The organism is Segatella hominis (assembly GCF_004535825.1).
Classification (GTDB): domain Bacteria; phylum Bacteroidota; class Bacteroidia; order Bacteroidales; family Bacteroidaceae; genus Prevotella; species Prevotella hominis.
This window is the reverse complement of sequence record NZ_SGVY01000004.1, coordinates 1-20668: the sequence shown is the minus strand read 5'-3', so window position 1 is coordinate 20668 and position 20668 is coordinate 1. Positions and strand designations below refer to the sequence as shown.

Genomic DNA, 20668 nt, shown 5'->3' with positions numbered 1-20668 from the left:
GATTGCAAAGATAATTATTTTCTAAGAAAGGTACAACAAAAAACTAAGAAATCTTTTTGGGAACGGTTGCGAAAAATGGGAACGGTTGCGGGAACGGTTGCGAAAAAACAATCGTTTTTTTTCTTGTTTTTCCAGCAAAATAGCTCTATCTTTGCAATGGAAACAAGAAAAAAACGAATTCACAAATCGCTTTTTATCTTCATAAGAAATATAAATAAATAATAACAAACATAACAATCAAACCTAAAAAAAATGGAACAGGATTCAAAATCTCAAGCGACCAACTCGCAGGAGAACCATTCACAGGGAAAGGTTCCCTTCATCAGCAAGCTCGCCTATGGAATGGGCGATGTAGGCTGCAACTTCAGTTGGATGTTCGTGGGCAACTTCCTCATGATTTTCTACACCGATGTGTTCGGAATCAGCATGAGTGCCGTAGCAACCCTGATGCTTGTGTCCCGATTCTGGGACGCCATCAACGACCCCATCATCGGCACACTTACCGATAAGACCCACACCCGATGGGGACGATTCCGCCCATGGCTGCTCTTCGGAGCTCCTATCACGGCACTGGTACTGATACTCACCTTCTGGGCTCATCCGGAATGGAGCCAGACCGCCAAGATTATCTATATGGCAGTAACCTACTGCATCCTGGTGTTGGGATATACCTGCGTGAACCTGCCTTACGGCACACTCTGCGGAGCCATGACACAAGACATCGATGAGAGAGCCAAGCTCAATACCAGCCGTTCGGTGAGCGCCATGATGGCCATCGGAGTAATCAACATCGTAACCGTTCCGCTCATCAGCTGGTTTGGCGCAGGCGATACCAAATATGGTTATCTGGCTGTGGCTGTACTCTACGGCATCATCTTCGCCGCCTGCCATCTGTTCTGCTTCCACAAGACCAAGGAAGTGGTAGAAGTTCCTGTGGGACAGAAGCTCCCTCTAAAGGTGCAGCTTCGCTCCGTGATGAAGAACAAGCCCTATCTGCTTGCCCTCTTAGGACAGTTGCTCTTCGGTTTCATTCACTACGGACGCAACGCCGACATGCTCTACTATTTCACTTATGTAGAAGGTTCGGCAACGCTCTTCTCCTACTATTCCATGGCCATCATCGTACCAAGCATCATAGGTGCAGCCTGCTTCCCTCTGGTATTCAGAAAAACGGGCAACAAGGGTTTCACGGCAGCCATCTTCGCTTTCCTCACCGGTATTACGATGATAGGTCTGTACTTCTTCAGCCCTAACGGTAGCGCCATCATGTTCTATCTGTTCTCGGCATTGTCGTGGTTCTTTTTCTCAGGCTTCAATACAGCCATCTATGCCATCATCCCCGACTGTGTGGAGTATGGCGAGTGGAAGACGGGCATCAGAAACGACGGATTCCAATACGCCTTCATCTCGCTGGGCAACAAGATAGGAATGGCACTCGGCACATCGCTTCTCGCCATTGCCCTGGGCAGCGCAGGATATGTAAGCAATGCCATGCAGAATCCAGAAGTACTGAGCATCATGCACCACGCCTTCAGCACCATTCCGGGAGTCTTGTGGATTATCACCGCAGGATGCCTTTGCTTCTACAAGCTCAACAAGAAGCAATACAAGCAGATTATGACCGATCTGGAAAATAAGAAGAAATAAATTAAACCGGGATCTTTTATCCCACCGACATAACAATAACATTTTTAAAACATTATAATTATGAGACAGGCAATATTGGTAGAACCAAAGCATATCGAATTCAAGGAAGTAGCAGAACCAAAGGCAGCAGACTTAACTGCTCATCAGGTTCTCGTCAACATCAAGCGCATCGGCATCTGCGGTAGCGAGATTCACTCTTACCACGGTCTTCACCCAGCCACCTTCTACCCAGTGGTTCAGGGACATGAGTACTCAGGAGTGGTTATGGCTGTAGGCAGCGAAGTTACCGTCTGCAAACCTGGCGACCATATCACCGCTCGCCCACAGTTGGTTTGCGGCAAGTGCAACCCTTGCAAGCGCGGACAGTATAATGTTTGTGAGCACCTGCGTGTTCAGGCTTTCCAGGCAGATGGTGCAGCACAGGATTTCTTTGTAGTAGATGACGACCGCGTGGCAAAGTTACCGGAAGGCATGAGCCTCGACTATGGTGCCATGATTGAGCCTTCAGCCGTTGGTGCTCATGCCAGCAACCGCACCGACGTAAAGGGTAAAAATGTAGTAGTGAGCGGTGCAGGAACCATCGGCAACCTCATAGCCCAGTTCTGTATTGCCCGTGGCGCCAAAAATGTGTTGATTACCGACGTAAGCGACCTCCGCCTGGCTAAGGCTCGTGAGTGCGGCATCAAGCATACCCTCAACATCACCAAGAAGACCTTGAAGGAGGCAGCCCAGGAACTCTTCGGTGAGGAAGGCTATCAGGTAGGTTTCGAGGTAGCAGGTGTAGAAGTTTCCATCCGTTCACTGATGGAGACCATTGAGAAAGGTAGCGACATCGTGGTTGTGGCAGTCTTTGCCAAGGACCCAGCCCTCAGCATGTTCTATCTTGGCGAGCATGAGTTGAGACTCATCGGTTCAATGATGTATCGCCACGAAGATTATCTCACAGCCATCGATTACGTAAGCAAGGGCATCGTCAACCTCAAGCCACTCGTAAGCAACCGTTTCGCCTTCGAAGAATACGATGACGCCTACAAGTTTATCGACGCTCATCGCGAAACCAGCATGAAGGTTCTTATCGATTTCGAACAGAAACCTGAAGAGAAGAAGTAAAGGATAGAAGAGCAGAAACATACTGCAAACGATTGCAGAAATTGAAAACGATTGCGGGAACGTTTGCAGAAAGTTTAGATGATTTTTCTTTGTGAAGGTAGCTGAAAAATGCTACCTTTGCAACAGAAATCAAGTAACATCTCTAACATTCTTAAAGTAAAAATGACAATGGAAAAGAAACAATCAGTGATAGGTATCGGCGAGGCACTCTTCGATGTGCTTCCAGAAGGAAAGAAGTTAGGTGGCGCTCCAGCCAACTTTGCTTACCACGTTTCGCAGTTCGGACTCGAGAGCTGTGCAGTCAGCGCAATGGGCGATGATGAGCTGGGCAAGGAACTGGAGAAGGAACTCAACGATCACCATCTCAACTATCAGATAGATAAGGTAGCCTACCCTACGGGCACCGTCCAGGTTTCACTCGACGCTAACGGTATTCCTTGCTACGACATCAAGGAAGGAGCAGCTTGGGACAACATCCCTTACACCCCAGCCCTGGAGAAGTTGGCAAAGAATTGCACCGCAGTCTGCTTCGGTTCGCTGGCTCAGCGCAACGAGGTTTCCCGTAACACCATCTACCGCTTCCTCGATAACATGCCGAAGGAAGAAGGAATCCTCAAAATCTTCGATATCAATCTCCGTCAGGGATTCTATACCAAGGAAATTATCACCGAGAGCATCAAGCGATGCAACATCCTCAAGATCAACGATGAAGAACTGATCACCGTAAGCCGCATCTTCGGCTATCCGGGCATCGACTTGGAGAATAAATGCTGGCTCCTCTTGGGCAAGTACAATCTGAAGATGCTCATCCTTACCTGCGGCGTAAACGGCAGCTATGTGTTCACCCCTGGCGAAGTTTCGTTTATAGAGACACCAAAGGTGGAAGTGGCAGACACAGTGGGTGCCGGTGATTCTTTCACAGGCGCATTCGTGGCAAGCATCTTGAAGGGTAAGAGCGTAAAGGAAGCTCATGAATTGGCAGTAAAGGTTTCGGCATTCGTCTGTACACAGAATGGAGCCATGCCTGTATTACCGAAGGAATTTTGTTGTTAAACCATGAAAAGAATTGTAGTTATTGTTTTGATGATGGCTGCTTGCCTGGGAAATGCCCAGGCACAGCTCCATCTGAAAGCCAACGTGCAGAACAACCATCTGTGGCGTGGCATGGAAGTTTCCGACGGCATCGTCCTCCTCACTGACCTGAGCTATACGATGGCCAACGACCACGTTACCATAGGACTTTGGGGTGGCTGCAACTCGGAAGGCTCCTACAAGGAGTTTAACCATTATCTGAATCTGAAGGATGGCGGTTGGGGATTCGCCCTGTGGGACACCTACAACTTCTCCCCTGGCGCCAACTATAATAATAAGGAATACTGGAACTACTCTGCCCATACCACGGGCCGATTCCTCGATGCAACATTGAGCTACCGGTTTCAGGACGAGAAATTTCCACTGCTCCTGAGCTGGTCAACGGTAGTCTTCGGACGCGACCGCAACAGCGACAATACCGAGCAGAAATATTCCACCTTCGCCTATGCGGAATACTCAATCTACCAGAAGGATGGCTGGAAGGTAGATGCAGGAGTAGGTGGAGCCTTCGCCCTGAACAGAGCTGGCGAGGATGCCCACTTCTTCGGAACCACGGCAGGCATCGTTCACGTATCACTGCAAGCCACCCACGATCTCAAGCTCGGCAACTACACCGTTCCGGTTTACGCCAAGGGCATGTGGAATCCGCAGAGCAACGAGAGCTATTTCCAGATTGGAGCAGAAATCATCCGCTTCTAAATCTTCAAAGAACACAGAAAATTTTATCATAACAATCATCTAAACACAAATTCATTATGAAGATCAAAGAATTTACAACAGGCGTGCAGCACATCGGCATTCCTACCAACGACATCAACAAGACCATTGAGTTTTATCATGCCCTGGGCTTCGAGACAGCCCTCCGCACAGTGAACGGCACCGAGGAAGTAGCCTTCCTCCAGCTCCACAATCTCATCATCGAGACCTATCAGAACCATCAGGCAAAGATGGAATATGGAGCCATCGACCACATTGCTATTGATGTAAAGAACATAGAGGATCTTTTCCAGGTAGTAAAGGAAGCCGGAACCTTCAAGATGCTGGATCAGCAGGTAAATGGTCTTCCTTTCTGGGAGAACGGGGTTAAGTTCTTCACTATTGAGGGTCCTAACAAGGAGAAAATCGAATTCTGCGAGAAACTCTAATCAGCAGCATATTCTTTTAGATAAAAACAGATGACTATAACAATATAAGAGAGAGAGAAGAATGACGAAAGTCCAGCTTGGAGCCTTTTTATAAGAGAGGCATCCGAGTTGGACTTTCTATTTTTTCATTTTCCTCAGGAGGAACATGATGTGTTTTTCCCTGATATTCCAGAGATATTAATGATGCTCAGGCACAATGGCGAGATACACCAGATCATGGTCGGTAAGATTCTCCATATAATGAGCGTGGTTCCGGGCAGTAATGCACCTGTATCTTAGATTCTTAGCCCCTAATTTTAGAAGGTTTGACTCATTCTTAGCCCCTAATTTTAGAAGATTTAACCCATTCTTAGCCCCTAATTTTAGAAAAATCCGTATCTTTGCACCAGATTATCAACGTGTTACGAATTATGAAAAAATATCTAAAAAGACATATAGACAAAGAACTTGAGATTTGGGCAAAATCTCAAGAGAGAAAACCATTGCTTTTACGTGGAGCAAGACAAGTAGGAAAGACATCAGCAGTAAGACATCTTGCAGAAGAGTTTGAATATTTTGCAGAAGTAGATTTCAATGAACGCCCAGATATACATTATATGTTCAACGGCACTTACTCACCACAGGAAATCTGTCAATTGCTATCCATCCAGCTACACACTCCTATCATCGCAGGCAAGACCTTGTTGTTCTTCGATGAAATACAAGCATGCCCACAAGCCATTAATCGCCTACGATATTTTTATGAGAAATATCCTGAGCTACATCTCATTGCAGCAGGTTCATTGCTAGAGTTTGCTTTGGAATCATTACCATCTTATGGAGTAGGAAGAATACGTAGTATTTTTATGTACCCATTCAGTTTTGAAGAATTCCTGTGGGCAACAAATGACGAGATGCTGGCCGATATGATTTCCAAATCCACACCTCAGACACCTTTGCCTGAACCAATACACGAGCAAGCAGCCAGACAACTACGTAAGTTTCTTGTTCTCGGAGGCATGCCAGCCGTCATAGCTAGATTTTGTAAAGACGGAGACCTGCTGGAATGCCAGCGCATATTGAAAGAATTGATACAATCCTACAGAGATGACTTTGCAAAATATCGTCAAAGGGTACCATCTATGCGAATCGATGCAGTATTCCGTTCTGTAGCAGAACAAGGACTAGGAAAGTTTGTATATAATAAGGTGGACTGCGATGGTAATAGTGGGCAAATCAAGACAGCACTGGAAACACTGATTTTAGCAGGTCTTGTATATCCAGTCACCCATACCTCTGCCAACGGAATTCCTTTAGGCGCAGAAATCAATGAGAAATACCGCCGCATGATATTTCTAGATACAGGCTTACTACAAAGCGTTTTAGGACTGAACATTGCCGATTTTATCGCTACCACTGATATGCAAGTAATTAATCGAGGAGCCATTGCAGAAACCTTTGTAGGTAATGAGATTATAAAATCATCGCCATGCTACGAACCGCGATCATTATACTGCTGGCACAGAGAAAAAAGCGGTAGCAACGCAGAGGTGGATTATGTGGTTCAGCTAGGCGATAAAATACGACCTATTGAAGTAAAGTCGGGCATAAAAGGATCAATGCAAAGCATGCGTATTTTCCTTCAACAGAAAGGCATCGACTACGGAATCCGCACATCACTCGAAAACTTTTCGTGTTATGAAGACATCAGGGTATATCCGCTTTATGCTATCAAAAATATATTCAAATAAAGAAATAAGATATCATAATAGAATAGCTGGCGAAAGATGGCGGCATTACTTGCCGCCAAATCGCCACCCCAATCCCAGCATCAGATTATTGGGAGTTTTGAAATCCACAAGACTGTAGCCGATGTGCAGCATGGCACGTTTGGTGATATGAATCTTCAGGGCAAGCACTTCATACACACCTCTGAAATCGTTGCGATTGCCAAGCAGATAGGTTCCGACACCGAAGTTGATGCTGAAATAAGGCATGGCAAATTCACCACGAGCCGAAAGACCCAAACCAGCCTGAGTACTAAACTTATGATTCACATCCTCGCCCCAGGAATCATTCTCCCTGCCTGCCGAACGATCGTACACGCCATCAAGCGACGCTCCTAAACTGAGCCACGGATTCAGCCGATACATCGGATTGACATTGAAGCCCATCACGCCATATTTTCCAGGCAACAGATAATGATCATAACCATCATACCCTACGCCCTGCTTCCAGGCACCATACAGAATCACATCTGTATAAAAACCACGGCTGTCTGGCAACTTTTCTCGCTCCACCTTCGGCACAGTCAATGGTTGTCGGTTGATGTAATAAGCCAATCCCAACCGGATACCACCCGTATTCAGCCCCATATTAGGATAGGTGGTGTTTCCATTAGAGAAATGACTCAACGAGATACCGGCATTCAAGTCAAAGGCCTTGGAGAGCATCCATTTGACGTAAAGGTCAGCATCAATATAAGCCGTAACTTTCGATCCGATAACCTTGTTCTCCGGATTGTTCAGTTCATCATATCCATTCCATCCAAACGCCATACCCAAGTTCCATTCATAATTGAGCGAAACCCTACGGGAGAAATTCACGATAGGCGCACCTTGAAACAGATAAACGGAGATAGGATTTGCCAGCCATCGGTTGAACTCATGCCTTGCCAAGCCCACACCCTGATACACTCCCTGATGAATAGCCCCCGGTCGTACCTCATCTCTATTCATAAAAGCATATTTAAGCGTAAAGGTCATATCGTGGTTCATCGTCCTGATCTCCTCATTTCCACCACGCAGAAACTCGTTGGTATGAAAGATGGTAGCAGGAACGGCATCTACAGCAATGCGATGAACGGTCTTGATGCTATCTTCCTGAGAGAAGACAGGCAATGCAATCAACGCAACTATTGATATAACCGACAAACGTAAATCCATATGACAAAAACAACGTTTAGTTTGCGAAATACTTCCATAGTGGAGCAGCCATCAAAGCCTGCCAAATCTCCCCTTTCTGTAGCATATCTAATACTTCCTCACGGGAGAACATACGAGGTTCCAAGTCTTCACCTTGATCAAGATGCTGTTCACCTAAAGGTTCAACATCCGTGGCTAAATAGCAGTGAGTCAGATTGGTATGTGTACTTGGATTAGCAGAGATTATCATCCACTTCTGCCAGTTACCACCACCAAATCCAGTTTCTTCCATCAGTTCTCGCTTGGCAGCATCCATCGGGTCTTCCCCCTTCTCCACCACTCCAGCGCAAAGTTCGTTCACCGTCTTTCCTAATGCATAACGATACTGTCGAACAAACACAAACTTTCCGTCCTTCGTAATGGCAATGGTATTCACCCAATCAGGATATTCCAACACATAATATTCGTCAATGATAACCCCAGTTGGCAACTGCACCTTATCAACACGCGCCGTGAGCCAAGGCTTCTCTATCAGATATTTCTGCGAGAGCGTCTTCCATTTCATATCTTTATCTGCCATATATTCCATTCTTTAAATAATGACACTTCTATACAACTACATACAAGCCCAACCAAACTTTCTGACTATTTCAGTAAACAGACCTTTATCCTTAACTGGGATATTAACAACAATGCTTTCCTTACCTGAAGTTTCCAGATAATAACCTTCATCTGGCAAACGATCTTCAGGTATTGTTGTATTGATTTTCAAATCCAGCACAAGGTTATTATCAGCCCCTCTCACATTAAAGTACTCCTTATCTCCTTCAGGAGACAAGAACAAGGAGCGCAAGTCTTTCTTTCCCATGCAGAAATTCTGCAATCTCTTACTGGAAATACGAATTGCCGTATATTTGCATTCGGGAGTATCTTCATACAGCAAACACAAATACAACGTATCAAAACAATCCCTTGCGGTTAGCAATTGAGGATTGTCGTAATACTCCAGTATGCTATCTACTTTTAGCTTGGATTGTTTCATATTCATAATTCTATTGTTTTTGCCTTTTTAATATCAAACGCTTTGCTTCTCCACCAAGAATAATGAGAGTTTTTGAATGTCTTCTTAATTTTTCCATCCATAGGCCGAAGGCTTACCTCCGCTATATTGGCATGCTTGAACTTTTTGGGAGTTTCAATAGTCTTTTTGCATCCTCCAATAAGGAAAAGACAGATACTGCTCTCACTATACAATCATCAATACCTTCTCCTTTAAAAACTTTATTTGGTGCCAATCGTTTTTGAGAGAAAAAGTCCTCTGATTCCGCAGGATTTCCATAGGATACACGGAAATAAGTACCATCGCATTCAACAGAGTCAAATGGCGGACAACTCGGTGGCAATTCTTCAAACCATTGATATTCCATAATCATATTTTTAAAAAACACATGGCAAAGATAACATTTTAATTCGATATTCACAAATTTTAGGACGAAAAATTTAGTGAAGTCAGGCTATGAGTTGATCATTATGAAGCCTGCCCCTTAGTTTTTTGCACTTCTATTGAGAACTTGCCAGCTTACCATCTACTTTCATAGCGGATAGGCTTTACTTTTTTAGAAGATTTAACCCATTCTTAGCCCCCTATTTTTAGGAAAATCAGTAACTTTGCATAAACATCAACAAGACAAAACATTTTCATCATGGCAGAACATCTTATAATAAAAGGAGAAACGAAGGCAGAACTTTACGCCACTCTCCTCCCTCAGCTTCAATCGCTCATAGAGGGAGAAAGCGACATCATCGCCAACATGGCAAATATTTCAGCATGCATCATGGATACCTTTCATTTCTGGTGGGTAGGTTTCTATCGCGTCATTGATGAAAACCTTGTATTAGGACCTTTCCAAGGACCTTTGGCTTGTACCCGCATCAAACGGGGCAAGGGAGTTTGTGGCACAGCTTGGGACAAGGCAGAAACCATCGTTGTAGAAGATGTAGAAAAGTTTCCTGGTCATATAGCTTGCAGTAGTGCTTCCCGCTCAGAGATAGTAGTGCCTGTCATTAGAAATGGTGAGGTCATCGCCGTACTGGACATTGACAGCGAACACCTCAACACCTTCGATAGTATTGATAAAGAATGGTTGGAAAAGGTAGCAGAAATAGTGCTCAAGTCATATTGAATCTTTGCCGAAAGTTATTGATTTTCAAGGATATAGCTTATAGAGAAACAACATGACTTAAAGATGCGCATCATTGCACCTTAAAGATGCGCATCATTAGCACCTAACGAAGCGCATCATTAACACCTAACGAAGCGCATCATTAGACCTCAATAAAGCGCTTCGTTAAAGTTTATACTTCTGCATCCTTTAAAAACTTGCTATTTTACAACAGCAAAGCTAATCATTTTATTCGAAATGACAAAGGAAAAATGGCAAAAACGTATGGGTATCGTTAAATCAAAATAAGGGGTTTTAGTGAAAAAATCCGCAGTTTTGAGCTCTTAAGTGAAAGAATAAGCCGAAAAACGCTCCATAAATAGGGATTTCTTATCATAGTATAAATACACAATAATTGTTCCCTCTCTAATTTACGTATTACTGCCTATGGTTGATTCAACTCCCATGAGTTAGGATTTATAAGTCACTCATAATAAAGTACTTAACTCTGCCACTTGGGGGTAATTCTAATTCGCTCTATATGTTTATCAGCATCTAAAATGTTCCGTATTTCATATCTTTTGGCAAAGAGAATAAATCTTTTATATAATATCGAATTTTATTATTTTTTTTAATGTAAAAGTTATTTTTGAGGCTATTTTTGCGATTTAAGACCTCGAAAATGTCGAAAAAATGAAGCAGAAATGCAAAAACAAGTACCCCAAAATGCAGTTTTAGTAAAGAAACACAACAAAATGATAGGCAAGAAATGGATATTGAACATGGATTTTCTTAGAATTTGAGAGACAGGAGCATATAAGAATAAGATTTTTCTGGAGAGAAAAAGAGGGTTCAATAATCATATAACACACTGACACTCAAGCACTTCTAACTACATCTTATACACTAAAACACTTGCTATGAAGAAAACAAAATCCGGTCATTTGGTCAAAGTCATTTTCGGTCAAAATGAAATTTGAATCGGTCAAAATGGTCTATAATATAATATAAATATTATTTATATTATATTATAGGATGACCGAGCGCTCCCGAAAACGATTTTGACCGAACATGACCATGACCAAATGACCGCTTTTTTAAAATTCTTGAGTAGCAAACCTTCATTTTCTTCAAAATCAGTCAAAATGCAGCAATTGATTTCCGAAATATCATTGTAAAGCATTATCAGCCAGACACTTACAGACACCCCTAAAAAATCTGTAGCGGAAAAATTTGTTTTCAACTCCAAATTGTTGTACCTTTGCACCAGCAATCGAAAGAAAGCTTCTCTTGCACCGAAAGTCGGTCTTTACAGACGACACATTTGAGTCTCGATTGATGTTAGGCGTCGGTCGTCAATGACGACCAAAATAAGGGCAAGAAACGGGGCTTCTGGGGAATTGAAATATCAACCATCAAAACACACAAAAAGTATGATTAACTACAGCATTACCATGCGCTCAGTGAACAGTAACCTCCTTGCTATCAATCAGGCTAAATCACGTATCAACCAGGCAAAACGAGAGGGTAAGAACCCCGACCAGGCCGACCTCAACCTTGTGAAGACCGAGAAGAAGAATGCCTTCGCCGTATCTCAGTATTCTGATGTGACGAGTTGTGTGGGATAAAGGAAAGATATTGCAAAAATAATTTTTTTAATTGATATTTACAATCTATGATACTACAAATTTTCCAGTTTCTTGAAAAGTTATAGGGAGATAAAGAAAAAATCCAAGATTTTCTTGATTAATAGAAATAAATGTCTTAACTTTGCAGGATATAGGCGGCGCTCGGCAATCAGAAAGCATGCTTTCATTACACTCGCAGTCACTATATTTACATATAATTTAAATTGAATATCGTATGAAACAGGTAGAAGAACGATATATCAGCTTGCTGACCGATTTCGGCTTCAAGCGCATTTTTGGAACGGCAATGAACAAGGATTTGCTGATTTGCTTCCTCAACAGCTTGTTTAATGGCAGACAGGTTGTTAAGGATGTATCGTATCTGAATCCAGAGCACGTGGGAGATGTCTATACAGACCGCAAGGCTATCTTTGACGTGTATTGCGAAGGAGAAAACGGCGAGAAGTTTATCGTAGAAATGCAGAATGCCTACCAGACCTATTTCAAGGACCGCTCTCTCTTCTACTCCACTTTCCCGATTCGCGAGCAGGCACCAAAGGGGAGTGAATGGGATTTCCAACTCAACCATGTCTATACAGTTGCGCTGCTCAACTTCAACATGAACGAGGACGCCTTCGACAAGGAGGAAATCCGTCACCATGTACAGTTGTGCGATACCGCTACCCATAAGATTTTCTACGATAAGCTGGAGTTTATCTATGTAGAGATTGCTAAGTTCGACAAGACTTTAGATGAGTTGGAAACCTTGTATGATAAATGGCTATATGCGCTGAAAAACCTCTATAAGCTTACACAGCGTCCGAAGGAACTGTGTGATAAAGTTTTCGACCGACTCTTCGAGGAAGCAGAAATAGCCAAGTTTACACCTCAGGAAATGAGGGAGTATGAAGCAAGCAAGATGGCATACCGGGATATCAAGAACTCCATTGATACGGCGAAAAGGGAAGGTAGAATAGAAGCTAACATAGAAACAGCTCAACGTTTGCTGGCTATGGGACTTCCAACAGAACAGGTAGCCAAAGCGACCCAGCTACCTTTGGATATGGTTCAAAATCTGAGCTACTGATAAAAGCGAAAACTAACGTTTTTCTTTTATGCTGGATACCATAACAAATAACCCCAACCTACTTTTTCAAGCGGGTTGGGGAATTTTTATTTCAATATAAAATATGACGACTGCTACCCTTTCATCTTTACAAACATCAAAGGTCCAATCCTTGTTAAGGAGGAAGATATGGATACTTATATCAGAAACCACGAAGACTATTTTTACAAGGCTGCAGCCACCCTTCTTACTTTTGCCAATCTGGCCATAAAGGTAGAATCATTTTTAGTTGATTGCAGATTATATCCCATCTGCATTTTCAACAAAGGCTCAGCATTCACTCCAAGTGCAGCCTCAAAGAGCAAAGCTGTTTTTTCCGTCACAGGGCGACGAGCATTCAGAATTTCATTCAGAGCAGAATAGGCAATCCCCATTTCCTCCGCCAACTGTCGCTGAGAGATTCCACGATATTCTATTTCATCCTTCAGAACATCTCCAGGATGCGTAGGAAAAGCCGAAGTCATCTCGTTTGCCCGCATTTCCTTTATTGTTTTTTTATCGTTGCTCATAACTATATCATTTATATATCCCCCATCTACTTCTCCGCAAATAAATTGGAGATTGCATAAAGAGGAATAATGTCTATCTTTTTGCCATCAGGACTCGCGAATGTACCAAAATTTTCGAGAGAACAGCGAATGCCCATTTCTATATGCTTCTGCGGATTGCGCATCAGCGAATACATACTGCTCATAGAACCCTTCACGCCCGATTTTACTTCTATCGGAACGATGCTGCCACTGCGACCTATTACATAATCCACCTCGGCACAAGTACCTTTGTTCATATTTTGCCAATAGTACAACTGGTGCCGCGTCTGCGGAGAAGAATATTTGATAAGTTCCAAACCCGCCATCATCTCTGCCACATGCCCCTTGTCAACAAGATCGATGGAGTCTGCCACCATCATCTCCTTGATGCGCTCATCGATATCATCATCTATTCCTAAGATACCAAGTAGCACGCCAGTATCATGAATCAGATATTTTACTACCCGCTCATTGATTTCAGCTCCAAGCGGCACCCCATTGGCATCCGTATGATAGGTCGGTATGATTAGCCCGGCATCCTTCAGCATCTCCAAAGCCACCTTTACTTCTGCCGAACGATATTGCCCTTCTACCCTACTGCAAACAAACTTGGCTCCTGCCTGATGCGCTACACTTATGAGAGTTTGGCGCAAAAGCAGAGGATTTGCCTTGGCTCCGTATTTGGCAAAATCGTCCTGATAGCCCTGAATGATTTCGTTTACAATGTCACTACTATAGCGATAAGATCCTGTCTCCGTGTAGGTTGCCACGGCTTCTGGCATTCCGCCAACCAGCATATAACTTCGGAAGGCTTCCACCAACCTATTATAGAATGCCTCGGGAAGCGGATTCGTAGGACTGCTATTTCGCTTGATTCTAAGAAGCCCCTCTTGTCTCGTTGCTGTCAGGAATTCATCAAAAGACATCGGATAGACAAACAGGGAACTTACTCTGCCCACTCCAAATGATGACAAATTCTTCAGCGCAAACTCCAAGAGCGAACCTGCAGCAATGACATGAAGTTCGGGATAATCTTCCTTAAAAAACCAAAGGCTATGAATGACGTCTTCACACTTTTGTATCTCATCAAGGAAAAGAAGGGTTTCGCCCGGAACAACTGGCACATTAAAGAAGTCGGAGAGCTTAGCAGCAATGCTCTTCACATCACGACTGCCCTTAAAGAATTCCATCACCTCAGGATTTCTTTCCACATTAACTTCCAAAAAATATTTGAAGTTCTTGCCTAAATGCCGAATGGTGCTCGACTTGCCTACCTGTCGGGCGCCCCTCACCAAAAGCGGTTTTCTTCGAGGATTATCCTTCCATTCCAGTAAAGCCTGGTCGATGCTTCTTGACAAGTATTTATCCATATCTTTGCGTCTTTATGATTATACAGTTGCAAAAATACTGATTATTAACGAGATATGCAATTATTTTATGTTAACTTTGCTAAAAGATAGAGTTATAAATGGGTATTTTATGACAAAAGATAGAGTTATGAAGAGGTGTTTTATGACAAAAGATAGAGTTATAAAGGGGTGTTTTATGACAAAAGATAGAGTTATAAAGGGGCGCTTTATGACAAAAGATAGAGTTATAAAGGGGTATTTGTAACAGATTCCCAAAACAAACTGTCAGAGACAGAGGAGAGAGGCATAGTTTCATGTATAAGTTTCTTATTATGGGCGCTCATGCTCAGTCAGGATGATAATATATAATAGACGTCATAAAATTCCCTCAAGGCTTCAAGAGCTTTAAATCTTGTATTGCCCATTTTATTCGAAATGACAAAGGAAAAATGGCAAAAACGTATGGGTATCGTTAAATCCTGTTGGCATATTAAATTAAAAAAGGCTAATTCATTTCTCCATTAGAATAAATATTGTATTTTTGCATTTGATTTATCATCAATAGTTAGTGATAAAAAGAACAGAAAACAAATTTAAAAATTACAATTATGAATGTAGGAGATAAAATACCTGAGATTCTTGGCATTGACCAGGACGGACGTGAAATCAAGGCAAGCGATTTTCGTGGTCGCAAGATTGTGCTCTACAGTTATCCAAAGGCTAACACCAGCGGATGCACTGCCGAAGCCTGCTCCCTGCAGGCTCATAAGGAAGAGTTAGCAGCTGCCGGTTACGAGATTATCGGCGTGAGCAAGGACAAGCAGGCACTGCAGAAGAAGTTTGCAGAAACCAAGGGCCTGCAGTTCCCTCTTATTGCTGATACCGAGACCACCCTGTTGCAGGAACTCGGCTGCTGGGGTGAGAAGGTTACCTGCGGCAGAAAGACCATCGGAATCCTCCGCACCACCTATCTCGTCAACGAAGAAGGCATCATCGAAAAAATCTTCACTCCTAAGGAAATCAAGACCAAGATTCATGCTGAGCAGATTCTGGATTACATCCATCAATAAGCCTACAGCAGAATGGACAATATTGTCATCGAACTTTTTCTGTTGAGCATCGGAGCCAGTTTTGTACAACGCACCACTGGCTTCGGCTTTGGCATCTTCATCATGACGATGCTCCCCTCTATCATGCCTTCCTTCGGTGAGGCAACAACCCTCTCGGGCATCCTGGCGATGACCACCTCGCTGATCATCGTCATTCAGAAATACAAGTACATCACTTGGAGGCGGCTGCTGCCTATTCTGTTCACCTTCATCATCATCTCCATCGGAGCCATCTTCGTGCTCAAGCGGATGGAATATCACATACTGAACATATTGCTCGGTATTACGCTGATCATCGTGAGCATCTACTTCGCCTTCTTCAGCAAGCGCATCAAGGTGAAGACTACGCTGCCCGTGCAGGTTACGGCAGGAACATTGAGCGGACTGATGGGAGGATTCTTCGGAATGCAGGGTCCCCCAGCCGTGCTCTACTTCGTAAGTTCTGAGCCAGACAAGGAACATTATCTGGCGATGACGCAGACCTATTTTCTGGCAGGCAATCTGATGATGACACTGGCAAGAGCCTACAATGGTTTCTTCACCACTACGGTCTCCATAGGTTATGTGTATGGAATAGCGGGAGTCTTCATTGGCAACCTGATAGGCGCCTGGGTGTTCAGGCACCTCAGCGGCTCCCTGCTCAAATACATCATCTATGCCTATATCGGAATCAGCGGATTAACCTTCCTTCTGGAGGCGTAGCGTATGGTGGCTATAGGTAATTGGAATAAGAAAAAAGAATTTAAAAAACATAAGATTATGACAAACAAGGAATTGATACTCGCCCAACTGATGAGGGCGATGATAAAATACGATGGTGGCGATGCGCCACGCATCCAGCATTTCGTAAAGGTACACGACTTTGCCCGCATGATTGCGATAGCAGAGGGAATGAACCAGGAAGACCTCTTCGTGCTCGAAGCAGCAGCCATTCTTCACGATGTAGGCATTCACGTTTCAGAAGCCAGATACGGCAACTGCGATGGCAAGCACCAGGAAGAACTGGGTCCTGACGAGGCAAGAAAAGTACTGTCAGAAGTTGATGGATTCACAGCCGCACAGATAGAAAGAATCTGTTGGCTCATTGCCCATCATCATACTTATCAAGATGTTACCAGCCTCGACCATCGCATTCTGCTCGAAGCAGATTTCCTGGTGAATTCCTTCGAAGCCCACCTTGCTCCCGAAGGCATCATCACCTTCCGCAATCATGTTTTCCGCTCGGAGTCAGCAATCAGTATGCTGAATGATATGTGGGGGCTGGAATAAAAAATCCGCAGCCTTGTTTCTACAAGGCTGCAGCCACCCTTCCTACTTTAGGCATTCTCGTCATAAAGATTACCTTTATGTTTTTGCAAAGATAATCATCAAGAATGTTTCTCTCTCCAAACCTCCTCTGCCAAGTATTTTTCGCTTCGGCAATGAAGGTCAGCAACCCCCTCTTCCATCAACTGCATTGTTTCTGAATTATAAAACATATCCATCGCATCATCTAGTGACACGTTATACATCTTACTAATTTCAGATATGATTCTAGCAAACTTTGCTTCCAATATAGCATGCCAACCTTCATCATGCAGAACTGTATTGTTTGTCATAATCTTATACTTTCTTTAAAAACTAAACAATTATCTAATAACTTTTGCGAACGAACACACAGTTGATTATTAGGAATTTCAAACAAGAGCCGACGCAAAGCTTCTTCCTTTGTTATATCTCCTGCAAAAAACAAATCAACAGTTCGAAATACCTTATCATTAGCAATGCCACCTTGGATAATGTCATAATCACCAACAACATTTCCCTTACGGCAAGCAACTACAAAATCCAGCCATTCCTCATCATATTTTTCAAACTCTTTCAGAGAATAGGAAGAGGTTATAAGCTGTTCGTCCAATTCGTAAACATTGAGCCAAGCTTCTTTTCCTCTACGAATGAAACGCTGCGCATATTTAACGGCTTGTTCTCGCAAAGTCGTTACATAAAAACCTTGACCAAAATCCAAGAACTTACGTGAGTGTAAAACATCAGGATGTTCAACTCTCACCATTGAAGCATGGTAAACTTTCATGAGGCTAACACTCCTTTCTCTTTCATAAAATCAGTAAGATCTTCCATCAGATACTCCTTGCTGAAAGTATGGAGCACATCATAGCTTGGGATAATATAATCAGCAAGTATACCAGAAGTTTTAAGACGGTGATATACATCACGAGCATTCAATCCCAACCTGCGAGATAAGTTACCTATGCAATAAGTTACAAAATCTATATTATCACTATTCATATCTTTGCTTTTTGACAATACCAAAACACTACGCTTACAACATCCATCCGTTTAGTTAGCGCAATAACAAATTCATTCTCACTATCTTTGCAGTTGCAAAGACCTGCATCAGAAAACAGACCAGAGAAACTGAAATCTTCATTTATACCTAACGTATATTTCTTTTTGTGCAAAATTACAGAAAAAAGAGGTAACATACAAGAAAAGGATGTTAAATATTAAATATAAAATAGCAATAACATTGTATTGATACCCAAAGGTGAATATAATCAGTGCGAATTCAACAAGCAAGTGCAATTATTTTATGTTAACTTTGCTGAAAGATAGAGATATAAAGGGGTATTTTATGAAAAAAAGATAGAGTTATAAACCCTATCTTTTACTCTATTTCCTCTATCCTTGCCAACTCCCAGCCCTTGAACTGCATGATAATCTTATGAAGCGTTGTGCCCTGGCGAAGAGCCTCAACCCTTGGAGCATCGGCATATCGCCTGATCTGTTCCACTGCATCCAACCATTGCTTCTCCGACTTTTTCATAGGGCTACCATCTTCCTTCAAGACATCCTTCAACTCTTCATCAAACTCCTTTCTGGAGAGAACCTTGAGTTCGAGGATGTAGCTGTGCAGACTGGCATAATGGGTATGATCAGGCAATAAAAAGAAATCACAATAGCCATGATTCAACTCCAATTCGGGAGCCGTGATGTAATAATCGTTGAGGTTCAAGTATGCCATAAAGAAACCTTGCAGATTTCGCTCCGATTCTATTCCGTCACGCACGGAAGAAACCTTAGCGTAGGCATCAGCCATGAAACGCAATCCTTCCTCCCATACACCATCATAAGCCATATCGTAATAGTAATCCGTCAATCTGTTGGTATCTACATACGACTTTGCTTGATACTCTTCTTCCAAATATCCGTAATACTGCTTGCGAACATTATTATTAGGAATGCCTAAAATCAACTTAGAGCCACGTGTACCCTTGATGGTCAACATGCCATAATAAAAAAGCAAACTTGGGAAGATTTCAGCCTTCGGTATCTGATAAGCAGAGAACTGTTCCTCCAGTTGTGCAACAATCTGTCCCTCTTCCGCTATCTTGCGGATGATACCCTTGCGCTCGCCATCCAACTTATCGAATTGCAAGAGCTTCTTCATCTTGCCATAATCAGTCTTGGTATTCGGGTCTATCATCTGCCGAGGAGAACGTCCGTAATCCATATAATTGCGAAGATAGTAAAGCACCATATCGCAATTAAACATTCTGACACTCTTATTCAATGCTTCTTCTGCAAAGCAATAGTTGTCGTACCAAGGCTTCATATCGTTGACGATGGCTTCCACATCGCTATCTGCAGGAATGCTTCCCATCTCCTTATAATAAGTGAACATCTCGACTACATCCTTGGTAGAGAAGCCCAGCATCTCGTCGAACTCTGGCTTTACGGAGATATTCCATCCCACATTATACCCACTTGTCACATCATCCAGGGTTACAGGACTGACACCCATCATGAAGATGCGCTCGAAGTTTCCCTTGAACTTCTTGAAGACATCACGATAGAATCCATCGGCATGAGTAATGGCATGATACACTTTCTCACCATGCTCATTGAGCACTACATTAGTAAAATTATCATATTCATCGATGATAAGATAAAGCTGAAAATGATTTGCCTTGGCTGCATCAAAGATTATCTGCATCTTATCAGCATACTGTGTCTTCGTCTTGATTTCCTGAACCTTCTTATCACCATAATATGCAGCATACTGCTCTACAAAACTATCCAACTTGATGCAGAGATAGGCATTGAATCTTTCCTCCAAAACTTCTATCTTACCTGTTATCTGAGAAAAATCCAGAAACAGTACCTGGTAAATTCCTTGCAGGGATGTAGGATGCTGCCCTATCCACAAACTACCAAAGAGTTTTTCGAAACTCTCCTTCTGATTACAGTCATAGTAAGAGTAGAGCATACTGAGAAATATGCTCTTTCCAAAACGACGGGGACGGATGAAGAAGAGATTGCGAGGCTGCTTCTCCAGCTCTGGCAAAAACATCGTCTTATCGACATAATATAGATTCTGACTCATCACCGTGGCGAAATCAGATACTCCGTATGGTACTTGTTTTACTTGCTGTTTCATCATGCTATGAAATTTAACCAGTTTATATGTGCAAAGTTAAGGCTTTATTTTGAAACTAACAAAGTTTTCACTGTTTTTTTGGACGCACCTGTAAACAATCCCACATTATAGACACTGGAATTTACTGGTGCACCCTATTTTGAGGGTATCGTCAAAGTGGCATAGGCGGTATCATTTGAGTGATACGAGCCGTATCATTGGAAGCGACATAAGTGGTATAATTTAATATTATTATTTTGCCATTCCATCTTGCTCTGATGTTTATTTTTCTACCTATATAGCCAATAAACTTGTAGAATTATTATATCCTTTAACCCGTTGGCGGAATTAATTTAGCGCATACTTAACCCTGCCAACCGGTCTGTTGTTTACATAATTAATATATTGCAAGACTGTAAATGCGCTGATTTTCCCGATGATTCGGGTAAA

22 protein-coding genes and 2 pseudogenes are annotated in these 20668 nt (G+C 42.8%); 12 read left to right on the top strand and 12 right to left on the bottom strand.

Going from position 1 to position 20668, the window contains the following annotated elements:
• The first annotated feature begins 252 nt into the window (after window positions 1–252).
• The 5 genes from EXN75_RS02080 (at window position 253) to EXN75_RS02060 (ending at window position 4994) form a co-directional block, all read left to right on the top strand.
• Window positions 253–1647 carry an MFS transporter gene (locus EXN75_RS02080; protein WP_134842606.1) on the top strand — a complete coding sequence of 465 codons (1395 nt, stop codon included), beginning with the start codon at window positions 253–255 and terminating at the stop codon, window positions 1645–1647.
• Between the two features lie 60 nt (window positions 1648–1707).
• Window positions 1708–2757, top strand: coding sequence for a zinc-dependent alcohol dehydrogenase (locus tag EXN75_RS02075; protein ID WP_134842605.1), 1050 nt, complete (start codon window positions 1708–1710; stop codon window positions 2755–2757).
• Between the two features lie 168 nt (window positions 2758–2925).
• Window positions 2926–3810, top strand: a complete 885-nt coding sequence (locus tag EXN75_RS02070) for a carbohydrate kinase family protein (protein WP_134842604.1) — start codon at window positions 2926–2928, stop codon at window positions 3808–3810.
• 3 nt (window positions 3811–3813) lie between these two features.
• On the top strand, window positions 3814–4548 hold the full coding sequence (locus EXN75_RS02065; RefSeq protein ID WP_134842603.1) for a hypothetical protein: 735 nt from the start codon (window positions 3814–3816) through the stop codon (window positions 4546–4548).
• Between the two features lie 56 nt (window positions 4549–4604).
• Entirely contained in the window at window positions 4605–4994 is a 390-nt protein-coding gene (locus tag EXN75_RS02060; RefSeq protein WP_134842602.1) for a VOC family protein, read from the top strand.
• Window positions 4995–5171: 177 nt separating this feature from the next.
• Here EXN75_RS02060 and EXN75_RS18595 read toward each other — a convergent pair.
• Window positions 5172–5265: pseudogene (locus tag EXN75_RS18595) on the bottom strand (cupin domain-containing protein); the annotation flags it as partial.
• 139 nt (window positions 5266–5404) lie between these two features.
• Between EXN75_RS18595 and EXN75_RS02050 the strand changes: the two are divergent.
• Window positions 5405–6724: an ATP-binding protein gene (locus EXN75_RS02050; RefSeq protein ID WP_134842601.1), complete on the top strand. Its 1320-nt coding sequence runs from the start codon at window positions 5405–5407 to the stop codon at window positions 6722–6724.
• Window positions 6725–6769: 45 nt separating this feature from the next.
• Here EXN75_RS02050 and EXN75_RS02045 read toward each other — a convergent pair whose 3' ends face one another.
• From EXN75_RS02045 to EXN75_RS02030, 4 genes are all read right to left on the bottom strand, one after another.
• Entirely contained in the window at window positions 6770–7918 is a 1149-nt protein-coding gene (locus tag EXN75_RS02045) for an acyloxyacyl hydrolase (protein ID WP_134842600.1), read from the bottom strand.
• A 16-nt stretch (window positions 7919–7934) separates the two neighbouring features.
• Entirely contained in the window at window positions 7935–8477 is a 543-nt protein-coding gene (locus EXN75_RS02040) for an NUDIX hydrolase (RefSeq protein ID WP_134842599.1), read from the bottom strand.
• A 36-nt stretch (window positions 8478–8513) separates the two neighbouring features.
• Complete coding sequence (locus EXN75_RS02035; RefSeq protein WP_246031265.1) at window positions 8514–8945, bottom strand: DUF6575 domain-containing protein; 432 nt, start codon at window positions 8943–8945, stop codon at window positions 8514–8516.
• Window positions 8946–9060: 115 nt separating this feature from the next.
• Window positions 9061–9324: a hypothetical protein gene (locus EXN75_RS02030; RefSeq protein WP_246031264.1), complete on the bottom strand. Its 264-nt coding sequence runs from the start codon at window positions 9322–9324 to the stop codon at window positions 9061–9063.
• Between the two features lie 276 nt (window positions 9325–9600).
• On the opposite strand from EXN75_RS02030, the gene EXN75_RS02025 reads away from it, so the two are divergent.
• From EXN75_RS02025 to EXN75_RS02015, 3 genes are all read left to right on the top strand, one after another.
• Window positions 9601–10080 (top strand): GAF domain-containing protein, encoded by a 480-nt coding sequence (locus tag EXN75_RS02025; RefSeq protein ID WP_134842598.1) that lies wholly within the window; start codon window positions 9601–9603, stop codon window positions 10078–10080.
• A gap of 1412 nt (window positions 10081–11492) precedes the next feature.
• A complete protein-coding gene (locus tag EXN75_RS02020; RefSeq protein WP_246031263.1) occupies window positions 11493–11687 on the top strand; it encodes a hypothetical protein in 195 nt (64 codons plus the stop codon).
• Window positions 11688–11922: 235 nt separating this feature from the next.
• Entirely contained in the window at window positions 11923–12774 is an 852-nt protein-coding gene (locus EXN75_RS02015; RefSeq protein ID WP_118120544.1) for an Rpn family recombination-promoting nuclease/putative transposase, read from the top strand.
• A gap of 203 nt (window positions 12775–12977) precedes the next feature.
• Here EXN75_RS02015 and EXN75_RS02010 read toward each other — a convergent pair whose 3' ends face one another.
• On the bottom strand, window positions 12978–13322 hold the full coding sequence (locus EXN75_RS02010) for a HigA family addiction module antitoxin (RefSeq protein ID WP_134842597.1): 345 nt from the start codon (window positions 13320–13322) through the stop codon (window positions 12978–12980).
• 26 nt (window positions 13323–13348) lie between these two features.
• Window positions 13349–14713, bottom strand: coding sequence for an ATP-binding protein (locus tag EXN75_RS02005; protein WP_134842596.1), 1365 nt, complete (start codon window positions 14711–14713; stop codon window positions 13349–13351).
• A 587-nt stretch (window positions 14714–15300) separates the two neighbouring features.
• On the opposite strand from EXN75_RS02005, the gene EXN75_RS02000 reads away from it, so the two are divergent.
• From EXN75_RS02000 to EXN75_RS01990, 3 genes are read left to right on the top strand one after another with little or no spacing between them, the layout of a single operon-like run.
• The gene (locus EXN75_RS02000) at window positions 15301–15762 is read left to right on the top strand and encodes a peroxiredoxin (RefSeq protein WP_134842595.1); all 462 of its coding nucleotides are present in this window, start codon (window positions 15301–15303) and stop codon (window positions 15760–15762) included.
• Between the two features lie 12 nt (window positions 15763–15774).
• Window positions 15775–16503, top strand: a complete 729-nt coding sequence (locus tag EXN75_RS01995; protein WP_134842594.1) for a sulfite exporter TauE/SafE family protein — start codon at window positions 15775–15777, stop codon at window positions 16501–16503.
• Between the two features lie 57 nt (window positions 16504–16560).
• On the top strand, window positions 16561–17070 hold the full coding sequence (locus EXN75_RS01990) for an HD domain-containing protein (RefSeq protein ID WP_134842593.1): 510 nt from the start codon (window positions 16561–16563) through the stop codon (window positions 17068–17070).
• 98 nt (window positions 17071–17168) lie between these two features.
• Here EXN75_RS01990 and EXN75_RS01985 read toward each other — a convergent pair whose 3' ends face one another.
• The 5 genes and pseudogenes from EXN75_RS01985 to EXN75_RS01965 all read right to left on the bottom strand — a co-directional run.
• On the bottom strand, window positions 17169–17399 hold the full coding sequence (locus tag EXN75_RS01985; RefSeq protein ID WP_134842592.1) for a DUF3791 domain-containing protein: 231 nt from the start codon (window positions 17397–17399) through the stop codon (window positions 17169–17171).
• Window positions 17396–17872, bottom strand: a complete 477-nt coding sequence (locus EXN75_RS01980; RefSeq protein WP_134842591.1) for a DUF3990 domain-containing protein — start codon at window positions 17870–17872, stop codon at window positions 17396–17398. The genes EXN75_RS01985 and EXN75_RS01980 overlap by 4 nt, the downstream gene beginning before the upstream one ends.
• Window positions 17869–18087 carry a DUF3791 domain-containing protein gene (locus EXN75_RS01975; RefSeq protein WP_134842590.1) on the bottom strand — a complete coding sequence of 73 codons (219 nt, stop codon included), beginning with the start codon at window positions 18085–18087 and terminating at the stop codon, window positions 17869–17871. The genes EXN75_RS01980 and EXN75_RS01975 overlap by 4 nt, the downstream gene beginning before the upstream one ends.
• Before the next feature lie 379 nt (window positions 18088–18466).
• Window positions 18467–20239: an ATP-binding protein gene (locus tag EXN75_RS01970; RefSeq protein ID WP_167639432.1), complete on the bottom strand. Its 1773-nt coding sequence runs from the start codon at window positions 20237–20239 to the stop codon at window positions 18467–18469.
• Window positions 20240–20566: 327 nt separating this feature from the next.
• Window positions 20567–20668, bottom strand: a pseudogene (locus tag EXN75_RS01965) (IS982 family transposase); the annotation flags it as partial.